The 14,063-nt window shown below is 53.3% G+C and carries 11 protein-coding genes and 1 riboswitch; of the genes, 10 read left to right on the forward strand and 1 reads right to left on the reverse strand.

Annotated features, from left to right (window positions below; genetic code table 11):
- The first annotated feature begins 71 nt into the window (after positions 1 to 71).
- Together RGB73_RS02750 and RGB73_RS02755 are read left to right on the forward strand one after the other, a co-directional pair.
- Positions 72 to 500: a BrxA/BrxB family bacilliredoxin gene (locus tag RGB73_RS02750; RefSeq protein ID WP_310768942.1), complete on the forward strand. Its 429-nt coding sequence runs from the start codon at positions 72 to 74 to the stop codon at positions 498 to 500.
- Between the two features lie 118 nt (positions 501 to 618).
- Complete coding sequence (locus RGB73_RS02755; RefSeq protein ID WP_310768944.1) at positions 619 to 1,500, forward strand: aldo/keto reductase; 882 nt, start codon at positions 619 to 621, stop codon at positions 1,498 to 1,500.
- A 245-nt stretch (positions 1,501 to 1,745) separates the two neighbouring features.
- Here the strand turns inward: RGB73_RS02755 and RGB73_RS02760 are convergent, their stop codons facing one another.
- Positions 1,746 to 2,978 (reverse strand): MFS transporter, encoded by a 1,233-nt coding sequence (locus tag RGB73_RS02760; protein ID WP_310768947.1) that lies wholly within the window; start codon positions 2,976 to 2,978, stop codon positions 1,746 to 1,748.
- Positions 2,979 to 3,176: 198 nt separating this feature from the next.
- Between RGB73_RS02760 and RGB73_RS02765 the strand changes: the two genes are divergently transcribed.
- The 8 genes from RGB73_RS02765 to RGB73_RS02800 all read left to right on the forward strand — a co-directional run bounded on the left by RGB73_RS02765 (position 3,177) and on the right by RGB73_RS02800 (position 13,787).
- Positions 3,177 to 4,175: an LCP family protein gene (locus RGB73_RS02765; protein WP_310768949.1), complete on the forward strand. Its 999-nt coding sequence runs from the start codon at positions 3,177 to 3,179 to the stop codon at positions 4,173 to 4,175.
- 189 nt (positions 4,176 to 4,364) lie between these two features.
- A riboswitch (SAM riboswitch) is annotated at positions 4,365 to 4,481 on the forward strand.
- A gap of 104 nt (positions 4,482 to 4,585) precedes the next feature.
- Positions 4,586 to 5,599, forward strand: a complete 1,014-nt coding sequence (locus tag RGB73_RS02770; RefSeq protein ID WP_310768952.1) for a methionine ABC transporter ATP-binding protein — start codon at positions 4,586 to 4,588, stop codon at positions 5,597 to 5,599.
- A 1-nt stretch (position 5,600) separates the two neighbouring features.
- Complete coding sequence (locus RGB73_RS02775; RefSeq protein WP_310768954.1) at positions 5,601 to 6,260, forward strand: methionine ABC transporter permease; 660 nt, start codon at positions 5,601 to 5,603, stop codon at positions 6,258 to 6,260.
- Between the two features lie 56 nt (positions 6,261 to 6,316).
- Complete coding sequence (locus tag RGB73_RS02780) at positions 6,317 to 7,159, forward strand: MetQ/NlpA family ABC transporter substrate-binding protein (protein ID WP_310768958.1); 843 nt, start codon at positions 6,317 to 6,319, stop codon at positions 7,157 to 7,159.
- 186 nt (positions 7,160 to 7,345) lie between these two features.
- Complete coding sequence (locus tag RGB73_RS02785; RefSeq protein ID WP_310768960.1) at positions 7,346 to 8,995, forward strand: peptide ABC transporter substrate-binding protein; 1,650 nt, start codon at positions 7,346 to 7,348, stop codon at positions 8,993 to 8,995.
- A gap of 126 nt (positions 8,996 to 9,121) precedes the next feature.
- Entirely contained in the window at positions 9,122 to 9,946 is an 825-nt protein-coding gene (locus RGB73_RS02790; RefSeq protein WP_310768962.1) for a DUF6597 domain-containing transcriptional factor, read from the forward strand.
- Positions 9,947 to 10,426: 480 nt separating this feature from the next.
- Complete coding sequence (locus RGB73_RS02795; protein WP_310768964.1) at positions 10,427 to 12,055, forward strand: peptide ABC transporter substrate-binding protein; 1,629 nt, start codon at positions 10,427 to 10,429, stop codon at positions 12,053 to 12,055.
- Positions 12,056 to 12,176: 121 nt separating this feature from the next.
- Positions 12,177 to 13,787 carry a peptide ABC transporter substrate-binding protein gene (locus RGB73_RS02800; RefSeq protein ID WP_310768967.1) on the forward strand — a complete coding sequence of 537 codons (1,611 nt, stop codon included), beginning with the start codon at positions 12,177 to 12,179 and terminating at the stop codon, positions 13,785 to 13,787.
- Positions 13,788 to 14,063 lie beyond the last annotated feature (276 nt).

Consider the following 14,063-nt stretch of genomic DNA (forward strand, 5'->3'; position numbering starts at 1 on the left):
TTCTCTGGCGGTTATGAACCGGGTATAATGGTAGTAAGGAAAAAACGTGATAGTCAAAGGAGAGTTGCCCTATGATGTCTTATGAAGCATATATGAGCCAAGTGATCCAACCGATGCGCGATGAGCTTACTCGCAACGGTTTTCAAGAGCTCCGCACGGCGGAAGAAGTCGAACAGACGCTGCCAAACGCGAAAGGCTTGACGCTGGTCGTCGTGAACTCCGTTTGCGGTTGCGCGGCAGGCCTGGCTCGCCCGGCGGTGGTTCACTCGCTGAAGCACGAAAACAGACCTGACAACATTTACACTGTATTTGCCGGACAAGACAAGGAAGCGACCGCGAAAGCCCGCGAGTACTTCGAAGGCTATCCGCCGTCCTCCCCGTCCTTTGCCATCATGAAAGACGGCAAAATCATGACCATGATCGAGCGTCATCAAATCGAGAACAACGACCTGCAAACCATTGCAAACCTGCTGACAAACGCGTACGACACGTACAAATAAGCAAGCCGATTACGAAAGGGACGCTCGGTTACGGGCGTCTCGTTTCATAGGTACGGGTCTCTCTCGTGGCTGCGGATGGCATGCAATCGGTTGATGAAAAGAAAGGGGAATGGGCTTCATGCAGACCCGTTCGTTTGGAAGAGACCCGCATCAGGTCTCTTTGCTGGGGTTCGGCGCCCAGCGCATCGTGGATGAGCACGACTGCACGGAGGAAGAAGCGGTCGCGATCATTCGCCGCGCGGTGGAGGCTGGCGTCAACTACTTCGATACGGCTCCCAGCTACAGCGCCGGACAGTCGGAGACGCGTGTCGGGCTCGGGCTGAAAGGCCTTCGCGACAAAGTGTGGATTGCGACCAAGACAGGAGGACGTACCCGCGACCTCGCCCTGCGGGATCTGGAGGGCAGCCTGAAGCGGCTTCAGACCGATTACGTCGATGAATGGCGGATGCACAACATTATGCAGCCTCACGACCTGGAAGCGATTTTCGCCAAAGGCGGCGCTCTCGAGGCCTTGATCGAGGCAAAAGAGCAGGGGCTCATCCGCAAAATCAGCATCAGCGGCCATACGGATCCGCGCCTGCTGGCCGAAGCCATCCGCCGCTTTCCATTTGACAGTGCCCTGGTCGCCTTGTCCGCGCTGGACCATTTCATTTACAGCTTCGCTCACGATTTTGTCCCCCAAGCGGTGGAAAAAGGCGTGGCGGTCATCGGGATGAAGGTCATGGGGCTTGGCAAGCTGGCTCCGTGGACCGAACAGGCACTGCGCTATACGTGGAGCCTGCCGGTTACTACCTCGATTTTGGGCGTCAGCAAAATGGAGGAGCTGGAAGCCGATCTTGCGGCCGCGAACCGCTTCGTCCCCATGACGGACATCGAACGGTTGGCGCTGTTCCAGGAAATCATGCCGCTGGTTCGCCCGGATGTCTTGCGCTGGAAGGCGCGCGAATGGATGTCGGGAGAATGGTACGAGCTGCCTGAGCTGCCGTTTTCTAAACAGTAGAAAAGGAGAACCTCTCTTTTTGTCCCGATCGTTCTCATGGATGAAGACTTGAAGGAAGGTTCGTTTACCTTCTCGCGGGAAAACGGAGAGGTGCTGTCGTTTGCCCTTACCTATCAGGAAAATACCGGCCGCTGGAGTTACAAAAAAGTGAAATAACCAAAGAGAAGCCGTTCGTTACCTGTATACCCGTAACGAACGGCTTTTCATTTTCGTCTAATTAATGAAGAGCATGGGGACAAGAATCTTCACCGAGTGCGGGCCAAGCCACTGCCTTTGCTGCGGTGGAAGGATGCGTGGACCAGGCACAGGAGCACGGCTGTGAATGAGACTGTCGTCGCGAGGAGCAGGGTAGGCTCCACACCGCCGCGGTCGAACATGTATCCCATCGCCAGCGGACCGAGCAGACGCCCCAGAGCCGTGATGCTGCCAACCACTCCGAGGTAAAAGGGGGCAGCGTCGCCCGTTTTTTCCGTAATAAACGTAGGAATGGTAGGGGAAATCAGCATTTCCCCAAACGTCGTGATGATCATGCCGAGCACAAATGCGGTATAGCTGCCGTGAAAGAGCAGGATAAACCCGAAGCCTGCGCCGTACAAGGCAGCGCTCGCGACCAGCTGGGCGGAAAGGCTTTGCCGCAGCAGCCGTTTGAACCAGCTCGTAATAGGCTGCCCGGCAAAAATGACGATCCCGTTGATCGTCCACAGCCAGCTGTACGCGGCAAGCGGCATGCCGAGGCCAGTCAAATAGGGAGCGACACCGGTATTCCAGACGGTGGTGGAAAAGAAAATAAATCCAGCGCCGAGCGCCATGAACAAGTATAATTGATACCGAACCAAGAGCTGTATGGTTTCCCGGCCACTGCGTTTTTGGGCTTGCCCGGCAGATTCCCCGACCAGTTCATGGTGCGAGATATGCTTCATGAACAGGAAAAAGAATAGGGAAAACAGCAAGGTGCTCGCACTGTTCAATACAAAGGTCAGCTGAAAGGAAATGGCGGCGACCACGCCTGCGAGCGAGGTGCCGATCGCCATGCCCAGGTTGTTGCTCACATAGACGATGTTGAACAGTTCGCGGCGTTGTTCCTTCCAGCGAAAGCCGATGAACGCCTGGATCGCGGGGGAGGACAGGTTGAAGGTAAAGCCGAGGCCGATCATCAATGCCAGGTACAGGTACCAGTTTTGCGTAAAAGGGATCGCCAGCTGGATACAGCCTTGTACGAGCAAAGAGCCGACGATGAGGCGCTTGGCTCCCAATCGATGAAACAGCGATCCACCAACAAATTGCCCGATGATTCCGGCAAGGGACTGCAGCATTAGGGCAAACCCCGCTTCGGTCATGGAGCGCCCAAGTACGGTATGTACGTACAAGGTATTGAGCGGCCACATGAAAGCACTCCCGGAAGCGTTGATAAAACTGGCAACCAGGAACATCCAGGCTTCCCGCGGATAGCGCCGGAAATAAGAGGCTGGTGAGATCATAAAGACCCATCCTTTGCGCTAAGATATGGAAACAGTATAATTGTTTTTTATATACTTTGTAAACAGAAATGTTTAGTAAGTGGGTTTGCCACCCTACCCAAATAAAGGCTGCTCCACATTGTGCGGTTTCGAGTATACTAAACAAAGCGGAGAGTTGAATTCCTATTGACACAGAGACTAAAGGTGGAGTCATTCTATATGCGAATTTGGAAACGAATGTTGTTTCTCGTGGTTGTTGCGCTGGTTGCAACCGTAGGCTACTACGGATATTCCTTTTACCAGTTTGCACAAGATATTCAGGAGCCCAATGTCATCACGCCGCCGCCACCGGACGGCGGTGCTGCGACGAAGGCTGCGGAAATTCCCCATTGGGATGGAAAAGATCGCGTGAATATCCTGCTGATGGGCGTCGATCGCAGAGGGATGAAAAACAGCGGATTGCCTCGCTCCGATTCGATGATGCTGGTCAGCATCGATCCGGTCTCGAAGCGGTACGACCTTTTCTCTATTTTGCGCGACACGTACGTAGACATACCCGGCAACGGCAGCTCGCGCATCAACGCGGCCATCGTAGATGGAGGCCCGGATCTTGCGATGCAGACCGTCAGCCAGTTTACCGGCTTGCCTGTCGATCGCTATGTCATCACCGACTTCGAAGGCTTCAAGGCGCTGATTGACGCAGTGGGCGGCGTGGATCTGGACGTGGAGAAAAACATGTATTACCACGACCCGACAGACAAAGGCGTCTACGACATCAATCTGAAAAAGGGTCCCCAGCATTTGGACGGGAACAAGGCGCTGCAATACGTGCGTTTCCGGCACGATGCTACCTCCGATTATACGCGCACCGAACGTCAGCGTAAATTGCTGGCGGCTGTAGCCGACCAGATGAAAAAGGGAACGACGCTGATTCAGTTGCCGAGCATTTTAAAAGAAGTGACCCCTTACGTCCAAACGAACATCAGCATGATGGATATGTTGAAGCTGTCCTCGCTGGGGTTGGATCTGAATACGGCCAATCCGGGGAATTACCAGCTGCCTCCTATGGGGATGTTCCAGGAATCGCATCGGGCAGGATCCGTCCTTATCCCTGACGTCGATCAGGTGCAGGCGTTTATCCAGCAAGCAATCGATCCGGCTTCCCGGAAAACAGACGGGACCGAAGCGAAAGATGCAAACAACAGCACGCCAGAGTGAGCGTGCTGTTTTTTTTTGTCCGGTCAATTACGATGGCGGCAATCAGGGAGGATCTGGACGGAAATGGCTTATAAAAAAACTTTTTTCCTCTCATTTCTATTGACGTATGAATTTTATAAGGGATATAATCCGAGTTGTGCTAAGGAATCATTGAATTGCGAAATATGAACATAATATACGTGGAAATCTTTCTTATCAAGAGAGGCGGAGGGACAGGCCCTATGAAGCCCGGCAACCGGCCCATGTCTGACATGGGTGTCGTGGTGCCAATTCCTACAAGATTGATTGGATCTTGATAGATGAGAAGGGTGGATGCGAACGTGATAGACGTTGCAGCCCCTTTTTCGCTTGATGAAAAAGGGGTTTGTTATTTTGGCATCATGGAAGTCTTTTGACAGGAGGTGGACTCGTTGATTGAATTGCGTAATCTGCAAAAAAGTTATCAAGTGCAAGGCAAGACGATTCCCGCATTGCTCGGGATCGATTTGAAGATAGAAAAGGGCGAGATTTACGGGATTATCGGGCATTCCGGTGCAGGGAAAAGCACGCTGATCCGCTGCATCAACCTGTTGGAGCGTCCTACCTCCGGACAAGTCATCGTCGACGGAGTGGAGCTGACCAAGCTGGACGAACAGAAACTGCAGGAGCAGCGCCGTCAGGTCGGGATGATCTTTCAGCATTTCAATCTGCTGTCCTCGGCGACGGTAGGCGACAATGTGGCATTCCCCTTGAAGCTGGCGAAGCGTCCCAAGGCGGAAATCCGCAAAAAGGTGGACGAGCTCCTGAAGCTGGTGGGGCTGGAGGCGCATCGGGACAAGTATCCTTCGCAGCTCTCCGGCGGGCAGAAGCAGCGCGTCGGGATCGCTCGTGCGCTCGCCAACGATCCGAAGGTGCTGCTGTGCGACGAGGCTACTTCGGCATTGGACCCGCAGACGACCAACTCCATTTTGTCCCTGCTGCTGGACATCAATCGCAAACTGGGCTTGACCATCGTGTTGATTACGCACGAGATGCACGTCATCCGCTCCATTTGCGATCGCGTCGGAGTCATTGACGGGGGACGCATCGTCGAGTCCGGGAAGGTACTCGAGGTATTCCTCAAGCCGCAGCATCCGACCACACAGGAGTTCGTGGAGCAGGTGGCCGATTCCACCGAGCTGAAGGAAGCCGTGGCCCACGAAAAGGCGAACGGCAACCGGACTATCGCACGGGTCACCTTTTTGGGAGAGAAGACGTACCAGCCGATCCTGTTCCAGACCATGCAGGAGACGGGCACTGTCTTCAGCATTTTGCAAGGAACGATCTCGCGCATGAAAGATACGCCGTACGGTCAGCTGGTCGTCGAGCTGGAGGGCGACGCCATGCAGAACCAGCGGGCCATCGAGACGCTGCGGCAGCGCGGCCTGGAAGTGGAGGTGATTTAAGATGGCATTGGAGAATGTAGACTGGTCGGAAATCGCTGACGGAACGGTCGCGACCCTTACGATGCTTGGCTTCTCTACGCTGTTCGCGGTATTGATCGGCTTGCCCATCGGCATCATCCTGTTTCTCACTTCGAGGGGCCAGCTTTTGGAAAACCGCGTCTTTTACGGGATCGCTTCGGTAGTGGTGAACATCCTGCGCTCCGTACCGTTCATCATCCTGATGATCCTGCTGATTCCGGTGACGAAGCTGATTGTGGGAACGTCACTCGGCGTTCTGGGGGCGATTCCGCCGCTGGTCATCGGGGCTGCCCCTTTCTTCGCACGGCTGGTGGAAACCTCGCTGCGGGAGATAGACCGGGGCGTGATCGAAGCGGCACAGTCGATGGGAGCTTCCAACTGGCAGATCGTGTGGAACGTCCTGCTGCCTGAGGCGCGTGCCGGGCTGATCGCAGCCATTACCATCACAACCGTGACACTCGTATCCTATACCGCGATGTCCGGGGTCATCGGGGGCGGAGGACTGGGCGACCTGGCGATTCGCTACGGATACCAGCGCTTCCAGACAGACGTCATGATCGTGACGGTCGTCATTTTGCTCGTGTTGGTGCAGATCTTGCAATCCTTCGGGGACCGGCTGGTTCTGAAATTCAGCCGGAAGTAAGGTCTTTTCCATAAATGCTTTCAAGCTTGAACAGATAAAAAGGGGGATATGAAACCATGAAAAAGTTAGTGGTATCCGTATTGACTACTGTATTGGCTTTCTCTCTGGCCGCTTGCGGCAGCAAACAGGAAGCGGCTCCAACTCCTGCTGATGGCGGCGCACAAGGCTCCGCTGGACAAGAAGTGACGCTGAAGGTCGGAGCGACTGCCGTTCCGCATGCAGAAATTCTGCGATACATCCAGCCGAAGCTGAAAGAGCAAGGCGTTAACCTCGAAGTAAAGGAATTCACTGACTACGTCCAACCGAACATGCAAGTTAACGAAAAACAATTGGATGCGAACTTCTTCCAGCACAAGCCTTACCTGGATCAGTTCAACAAAGACCAAAACATGGATCTTGCGCCAGTCGTAGCGGTACACATCGAGCCATTCGGCGGCTACTCCAAAAAGGTCAAGAAAATCGACGAACTGGCTGACGGCGCAACCATCGCTTTGCCAAACGACCCGACCAACAACGGCCGCGCTTTGGCTCTGCTCGAGAAAAACGGCTTGATCAAGCTGAAAGACGGCGTAGGCATCAGCGGTACCGTGAAAGACATCGTCGAAAACAAGAAAAACCTGCAATTCAAAGAAGTCGAAGCGGCTATGCTGCCACGCGTTCTGGATGAAGTAGATCTGGCGCTGATCAACACCAACTACGCGCTGGAAGCAAAGCTGGTTCCAACCAAAGACGCGCTGATTCTCGAAGACAAAGATTCTCCCTATGCAAACTACCTGGTAGCTCGTCCGGACAACAAAGATTCCGAAGCGATGCAAAAACTGGCGAAAGAGCTGAACTCTCCTGAAGTGAAGCAGTTCATCGAAGAAAAATACAAAGGCGCGATCGTTCCTGCGTTCTAATGACGCCCAGGAAACGGCGGACAAAAGCCCAACTGGCCCTATGGCTGGTTGGGTTTATCTTTTTTTACCAATGTATAAATATTCATAAAATTTAATTAAATCTATCCAAACCCCATTCTCAGAACCCGTATCGGTCGATTATATTGTGGTTGAAATGGGAAAATTTAGATAAGGGGGAATACTCAGATGAACGGGAAGGGAATGCGAATCGCCGGATTGCTCCTGCTGATAGGAGCCTTGGTGGCCGGCTGCTCAAGCGCAGGACAGCAGGCGACGCCGACACCGGAAAAGCAAGAGACGGCCGCACCGGCAACACCGGCGGCAGAAAAGAAGCAGCAGGTGTTTCGGGCAAATTTGACCAGCGAACCGACGACGGCCGACCCGGGGCTGGCCAAGGACGCCACATCGGGGACGATTGTGCGCGCGACGTTTGACGGGCTGACACGTCTCGACAAGGATTCCAAGCCGATGAAGTCGATGGCGTCCGACATCAAGGTGTCCGATGACCATCTCGTCTACACGTTTACCATCCGCGACGCGAAGTGGAGCAACGGTGATCCGGTAACTGCCCACGATTTTGAATACGCCTGGAAGCGCGCGCTCGATCCCAAGCTGGCCTCGGAATACGCCTACCAGCTGTACTACATCAAAAACGCGGAAAAAGTCAACAAGGGTACGGCGAAGCCCGAAGAACTGGGGGTCAAGGTGCTGGACGACCGGACGCTGGAGGTCACCCTGGAAAACCCGACGCCCTTCTTTCTGGAGCTGACGGCGTTTTACACCTACTATCCTGTCGACAAGAAAGTGGTCGAAGCCAATCCGAACTGGGCCAATGAAGCTGCGACGCATGTGGGCAACGGGCCGTTCAAGATGACGGGCTGGGAGCACAAGAGCAAGATCGTCCTGGAAAAGAACGAAAACTACTGGGATAAAGATGCCGTCAAGCTGGACCGAATCGAATTTGCCATGATCGAGGACGACAGCACGGCGCTGTCCATGTTTGAAAACGGGGAGCTCGATTGGGCGGGACAGCCGCTCGGCGGATTGCCTACCGATGCGATCCCGTCGCTGAAGGAGTCAGGAAAGCTGGTTGTGCATCCGAAGGCAACCATGTACTGGTTTAAGATCAATACGACGAAACCGCCGCTGAACAACGCGAAAATTCGCAAAGCCCTGTCCTATGCGGTGAATCGCCAGGCCATCGTCGACAACATCACACAGGTAGGTCAAGTGCCGACGATGGGGATGCTGCCGCAGTCCATGATCATTAAACCGGATGGCTACTTCAAGGACAACGACGTCGAGACGGCGAAGAAGCTCCTGGCTGAAGGTCTGAAAGAGCTGGGGCTGTCCTCGCTGCCGCCGATCACGCTCTCTTACAATACAACCGACCGCCACAAGAAAATTGCCGAAGCCTTGCAGGACCAGTGGAGAAAGGGACTCGGCATCGATGTGAAGCTGCAGAACAAAGAGTTCAAAGTCCATCAGCAGGATTTGCACGAGCTGCATTACGAGATCGGGCGAATTGGCTGGAACGCCGACTTCAACGACCCGATCAACTACATGGAAATGTTCCGGGACAAAGACACGGGCAACAACGATACGGGCTGGGAAAACCCTCGTTACAAAGAGCTGATACAGAAATCGTACCTGGAAGCGGACCCGGCAGCACGCACCCGGTTGTTTGCGGAAGCCGAGCAGATCTTTATGGATGAAATGCCGCTGATTCCGCTGTTCACGGACGTCGATGTATGGGTGCAGAGCGAAAAGGTGAAGGGTGTGCAGGTGGATGGACTCGGGTTCATCGACTTGAAGTGGGCCGAGATGGTGCAATAGCAGCAGGCGGCGTCTCTCTGGAAGGGTACTTGCCCCAAATTACCGTTGTCAGCACCGTCCGCGACAATTATTCTGGTAAGTAGAAACGTACCGGTAAACGGGGGAAGCGAGACAGGAGGGACGCCCATGAATCCATCGGTGGAAAAATCGGTGAACGCGATGCTGGACGGAGTGCCAAAAGGGGTCCTTCACCCGGCAAGCGGGGAGCAGAAATTCTCGCTTCAGAGGTATGCGCCGTCATCGGAGGCGGGCAGCTTCGTGCAGCATTACTGGATCGTCAGATGGGACTTGAGAGGCCAGGAGCCGTATCGGCAGACGGTCATTGCCCATCCCAATGTCAATCTCGTGTTCGAGAAAAATGGCACCCGCATCTATGGAGTGGGAAGGTCGACTACGGTCCGGCTTGTGCAGGACCACGGATGGGTCATCGGCATCAAGTTCAAGCCGGGCGGTTTTTATCCGCTCTTCGGGGCGCCGGTATCCCGCCTGACTGGCCGTTCGATTCCTCTGGAGGATGTGTTTGGAGTCGACAGCGCTCCTCTGGAAGAGAAAATCCTGCAGGCTCCCGATGATCAGGAGATGGTCAGCCGGGTCGAAACCTTTTTGACGCCGCACTTGCCTTCGCCGGATCCGAATGCAGCGCTCGCCCATGAGCTCGTCACGGCCATTCGTGACGACAGAAACGTGATCAAGGTAGAGGATGCCGTGAGTCTATCCGGCATGAACAAACGAACCTTGCAGCGGCTGTTCGACCGTTACGTCGGAATCAGCCCGAAGTCCGTCATCCAGCGTTATCGGCTGCAGGAAGCGGCTGTGCGAATCGACCGGGGAGACGTGACGGATTGGCTGGAGCTGTCAAGCGAACTGGGGTATTACGACCATTCACACTTTATTCGCGACTTCCGCTCGGTCGTGGGGATGTCGCCGGAAGAGTATCGACAGAAAAAATAAAGGACCAGGGCTTTCCTCTCAGGCTGTCAGCCGTGAGGAGAGCCCTGTTTTTGTCCTTGTTAAATTTTATAAACAGCCGCACGCGACCATAGCGCGACTCCTTTCGCCTCTTGCTGCCCGTACGCCTTGGGAAGCCTTGCCGTGACGCGAGTTCTTGATTAGAAAGAAGGCTTCGCGAAAAGTTTTTAATGAAAAAACAAAATTTATTTCATTTAATACAATTTGATGTTTGCATAAAACATAATTAATTTTAGTTAAATTCTCTTTAATATGACTAAAAATATTGTATATTGTCTGTGGAGCTTTCTCGTACAGGTAGGGATTCTTGTATCCGAATCCAGTATCAGTGTCATAGAGCGAGACTTCGAACGAAGTGAGAAAGCGAGACTTATGCCCATTGGGTACGAAGGCTTTTGCCAAAGATGGCTGAGCCAAGGCTTCGAATAGTTTTACCGACAAAGATAGGGGGTCAACAAAACTATGAAAAAGAGTGTATTCGCTGCAATGAGCTCGATTCTCGTCCTGAGCGCTGCGCTTGCTGGTTGTGGCGGCGGAGATACCAAAGCTGGGGAACAAAACGGTCAAGCAGCCAATGAAGAAAACAAAGGACCAAAAGTACTGCGCATGAACATGCACAGCGAGCCGCCTACCGCGGACCCGGCCCTTGCCGAGGACTCGACTTCCGGCGCCCTGCTTCGTGCGACTTTTGACGGCTTGACTCGCATCGGCGAAGACGGCAAACCGCATGAATCCGTAGCTGAAAAAATCGATGTATCCGAAGACGGCTTGACTTACACCTTCCACCTGCGCGACTCCAAATGGAGCAATGGCGACCCGGTGACAGCAAAAGACTTCGAGTTTGCTTGGAAGCGCGCTCTTGATCCGAAGCTTGGTTCTACGTACGCATACCAACTGTACTATTTGAAAAATGCAGAAGAATACAACACGGGCAAAGCCAAAGCGGAAGACGTCGGCGTAAAAGCGCTGGACGACAAAACGCTGGAAGTGAAGCTGAAAAACCCGACTCCGTTCTTCCTGGAGCTGACCGCGTTCTACACCTACTTCCCTGTTAACCAGAAAGTAGTGGAAGCGAATCCGAAATGGGCGAGCGAAGCGAAAACCCACGTAGGAAACGGACCGTTCAAACTGGAAACGTGGGAGCACAAGAGCAAAGTGGTTCTCGCGAAAAACGAAAACTATTGGGATAAAGATACGGTCAAGCTGGACAAGATCGACTTCTCCATGGTGGAGGATGAAAATACCGAGCTGTCCATGTTTGACAACGGCGACCTCGACTGGGCCGGTGCTCCTATGAGCGCACTGCCGACGGATGCTGTGCCGGCTCTGAAAGACTCCGGCAAAATGCAGACCCACCCAATCGCGGGTACCTATATGTATAAATTCAACACGGAAAAAGCGCCGTTCAACAACGCTAAAATCCGTAAAGCGTTCGCGTATGCGATCGACCGTCAATTGATCATCGACAACGTGACGCAAACCAACCAGCAGCCTGCAATGGGTCTCGTGCCGCCAACCATGTCCGTAGCGGCTGGTCCTTACTTCAAGGACAATGACATCGAGACTGCGAAAAAATTGCTGGCGGAAGGCATGAAAGAAGAAGGCCTGACCAAGCTGCCACCGCTGACCCTGACTTTCAACACGTCCGAAGGTCACAAGAAAATTGCGGAAGCGATCCAAGACCAGTGGAAAAAAGCGTTCGGCGTAGACGTGAAGCTGGAAAACAAAGAGTGGAAAGTATTCCTCGACGACATGCACCAAGGAAACTTCCAAATCGCACGTTCCAGCTGGACAGGCGACTTCAACGATCCGATCAACTTCCTGGAGCTGTTCAAGTATAAAAAAGGCGGAAACAACGACACCAACTGGGAAAACAAAAAGTACCAGGAGCTGCTGGACAAGTCCGCCCTCGAGAAAGATCCGGAGAAACGCAAGCAAATCCTGGCCGAAGCAGAGGCATTGTTCATGGACGAAATGCCGGCAGCGCCAATTTACTACTACACGCATTCCTATGTGAAGAGCGACAAGGTAAAAGGTGTGGTCCTCGACGGTCTGGGCTTCGTCGACTGGAAATGGGCAGACATTCAATAATCACCCAGGCGCATGCCGCCACCGAAAGAGAAGGGCTGATAGGCTCTTCTCTTTTTATTTTGCTTTTGGTTGGGAAAATTAGTAAAATGGAAAAGATTAGCAAAAGGAGGGGGTTTTTTTCATGAAACGGTTTAGGAGCGCGACGATGAGCTGCTTGATGAGCGCAAGCGTTTTGGCCATCTCGGCAAGCGGGGCGGCTGCAGCGGATGCGGGGCAAAAAAACCACAGCGGAAGCGAGCTGCATCTTAATTTGTATTCCGAACCGATGTCTCTGGATCCGGCGATCGGGGAGGACAGCATCTCGTTCGCGCTGCTTCGTGCCACGTTTGACGGGCTGACACGCACCGGTGAGGATGGCAAGCTGCATCCCTCGGCAGCGGAAAAAATCGATGTCTCGGATGATGGGAAAACCTATACGTTCCACCTGCGTAGTGCGAAATGGAGCAACGGCGATCCGGTCACGGCGCACGATTTCGAGTACGCCTGGAAACGGGTGATTGATCCAAAGATCGGTGCCGGGTATGCCTACCAGTTTTATGTAATCCTGAACGCAGAAAAAGCGAACCGGCAAGAAGCGAAGCTGGACGATGTAGGCATCAAGGCGATCGACGACCGAACGCTGCGGGTGACCCTTGAAAAGCCGGCCCCGTATTTTTTGGAGCTGACCGCGCTTCCGGTCTACTATCCCGTCAATAAAAAGGTCGCAGAGGCAAGCCAAGGCTGGTCGTGGGAAGCGAATACCCACGTCGGCAATGGACCGTTCAAAGTGGAGAGCTGGGATCACAAGAAGTCGATCGTCCTCGCCAAGAACCAGGCGTATTGGGACAAGGCTGCAGTCAAGCTGGACAAGCTTTCGTTCTCCATGGTGGAGGATGAGGCCACAGAGCTCAGCATGTATAAAAACGGAGAGCTGGATTGGGCAGGCGGACCGCTCGGCAGTTTTCCAGCTGACGAAATCCCCGCTTTGAAAAAATCCGGGGAATTGCGCACGCAAGTGTTTGCAGGGACGTACTGGTACAAGTTCAACACGGAGCAGGCTCCCTTCCAGAATGCCAAAATCCGCAAAGCTTTCGCCTACGCCGTCAACCGGCAAGCCTTGATCGACGATGTGCTGCAAACGGCACAGCTTCCTGCCACTGCCATCGTGCCGCCGGTTCAGTCGCCTGTGAAGGAAGGTTATTTCAAAGACAACGATGTCACCCAGGCGAAAGCGCTGCTGGCCGAGGGGATGAAAGAGCTCGGCATCACCCAGCTTCCGCCGATCACTCTTACCTACAACACCTCCTATGCCCATCAAGCCATTGCCCAGTTCATCCAAAGCGAGTGGAAGGACAATCTCGGAGTGGACGTGAAGCTCGAGAACAAAGAGTGGAAGCAGTTCCTCGATGACCTGCACGAAGGCCGCTATCAAATCGGCCGTTTTGGGTGGGTAGGCGATTACAGCGATCCGGTCAATTTCCTGGAGCTTTTCAAGGACAAGAATGGCTCGCTGAACGATACCCATTGGGAGAGCCCAAAGTACAAGGCGCTGTTGGAGCAATCGGCAACGGAATCGGATCCGGAAAAGCGTAGGGCGATCTTGAAACAGGCTGAGCAGATCCTGATGGACGAGATGCCGGTCATGCCGATCTACTATTATACGAATTCCTGGATACAGAATGAGAAGCTGTCAGGGGTCGTCATCGATCCGCTGGGAACGATCGATTACAAATGGGCTCACTTTACGAACTGAAGGGCGTTTTTCGCCCTTCTTTTTGTTTGTCTTTCAGGTGATGCCAGCATCTTATTAGCAAGTGGTTATATGTGATTTATAAAAAATCATAATATTTAAAATAGAATGCCAATCATCTATTTTGGCGGCTGGAAGGCAGACCCGAAGCGAAGGGGCTATCATCGAAATTTTTTCAGAGAATAAAAATCCGCATGAGATCAACGTTTCTGGCAAGAATAACGAGAGAGGAAGCCTCTTCCGTATTATTTTATCGGTAAATTAATTTTTATATTTGAT

This window comes from Brevibacillus brevis (assembly GCF_031583145.1).
In the GTDB taxonomy this organism is placed as follows: Bacteria; Bacillota; Bacilli; order Brevibacillales; family Brevibacillaceae; genus Brevibacillus; species Brevibacillus brevis_E.

Bases quoted from the DNA above. Each gene is read 5' to 3' on its own strand.
- RGB73_RS02750 (WP_310768942.1), top strand. From the start codon at position 72: ATGATGTCTTATGAAGCATATATGAGCCAAGTGATCCAACCGATGCGC.
- RGB73_RS02755 (WP_310768944.1), top strand. From the start codon at position 619: ATGCAGACCCGTTCGTTTGGAAGAGACCCGCATCAGGTCTCTTTGCTG.
- RGB73_RS02760 (WP_310768947.1), bottom strand. From the start codon at position 2,978: ATGATCTCACCAGCCTCTTATTTCCGGCGCTATCCGCGGGAAGCCTGG.
- RGB73_RS02765 (WP_310768949.1), top strand. From the start codon at position 3,177: ATGCGAATTTGGAAACGAATGTTGTTTCTCGTGGTTGTTGCGCTGGTT.
- RGB73_RS02775 (WP_310768954.1), top strand. From the start codon at position 5,601: ATGGCATTGGAGAATGTAGACTGGTCGGAAATCGCTGACGGAACGGTC.
- RGB73_RS02780 (WP_310768958.1), top strand. From the start codon at position 6,317: ATGAAAAAGTTAGTGGTATCCGTATTGACTACTGTATTGGCTTTCTCT.
- RGB73_RS02785 (WP_310768960.1), top strand. From the start codon at position 7,346: ATGAACGGGAAGGGAATGCGAATCGCCGGATTGCTCCTGCTGATAGGA.
- RGB73_RS02790 (WP_310768962.1), top strand. From the start codon at position 9,122: ATGAATCCATCGGTGGAAAAATCGGTGAACGCGATGCTGGACGGAGTG.
- RGB73_RS02795 (WP_310768964.1), top strand. From the start codon at position 10,427: ATGAAAAAGAGTGTATTCGCTGCAATGAGCTCGATTCTCGTCCTGAGC.
- RGB73_RS02800 (WP_310768967.1), top strand. From the start codon at position 12,177: ATGAAACGGTTTAGGAGCGCGACGATGAGCTGCTTGATGAGCGCAAGC.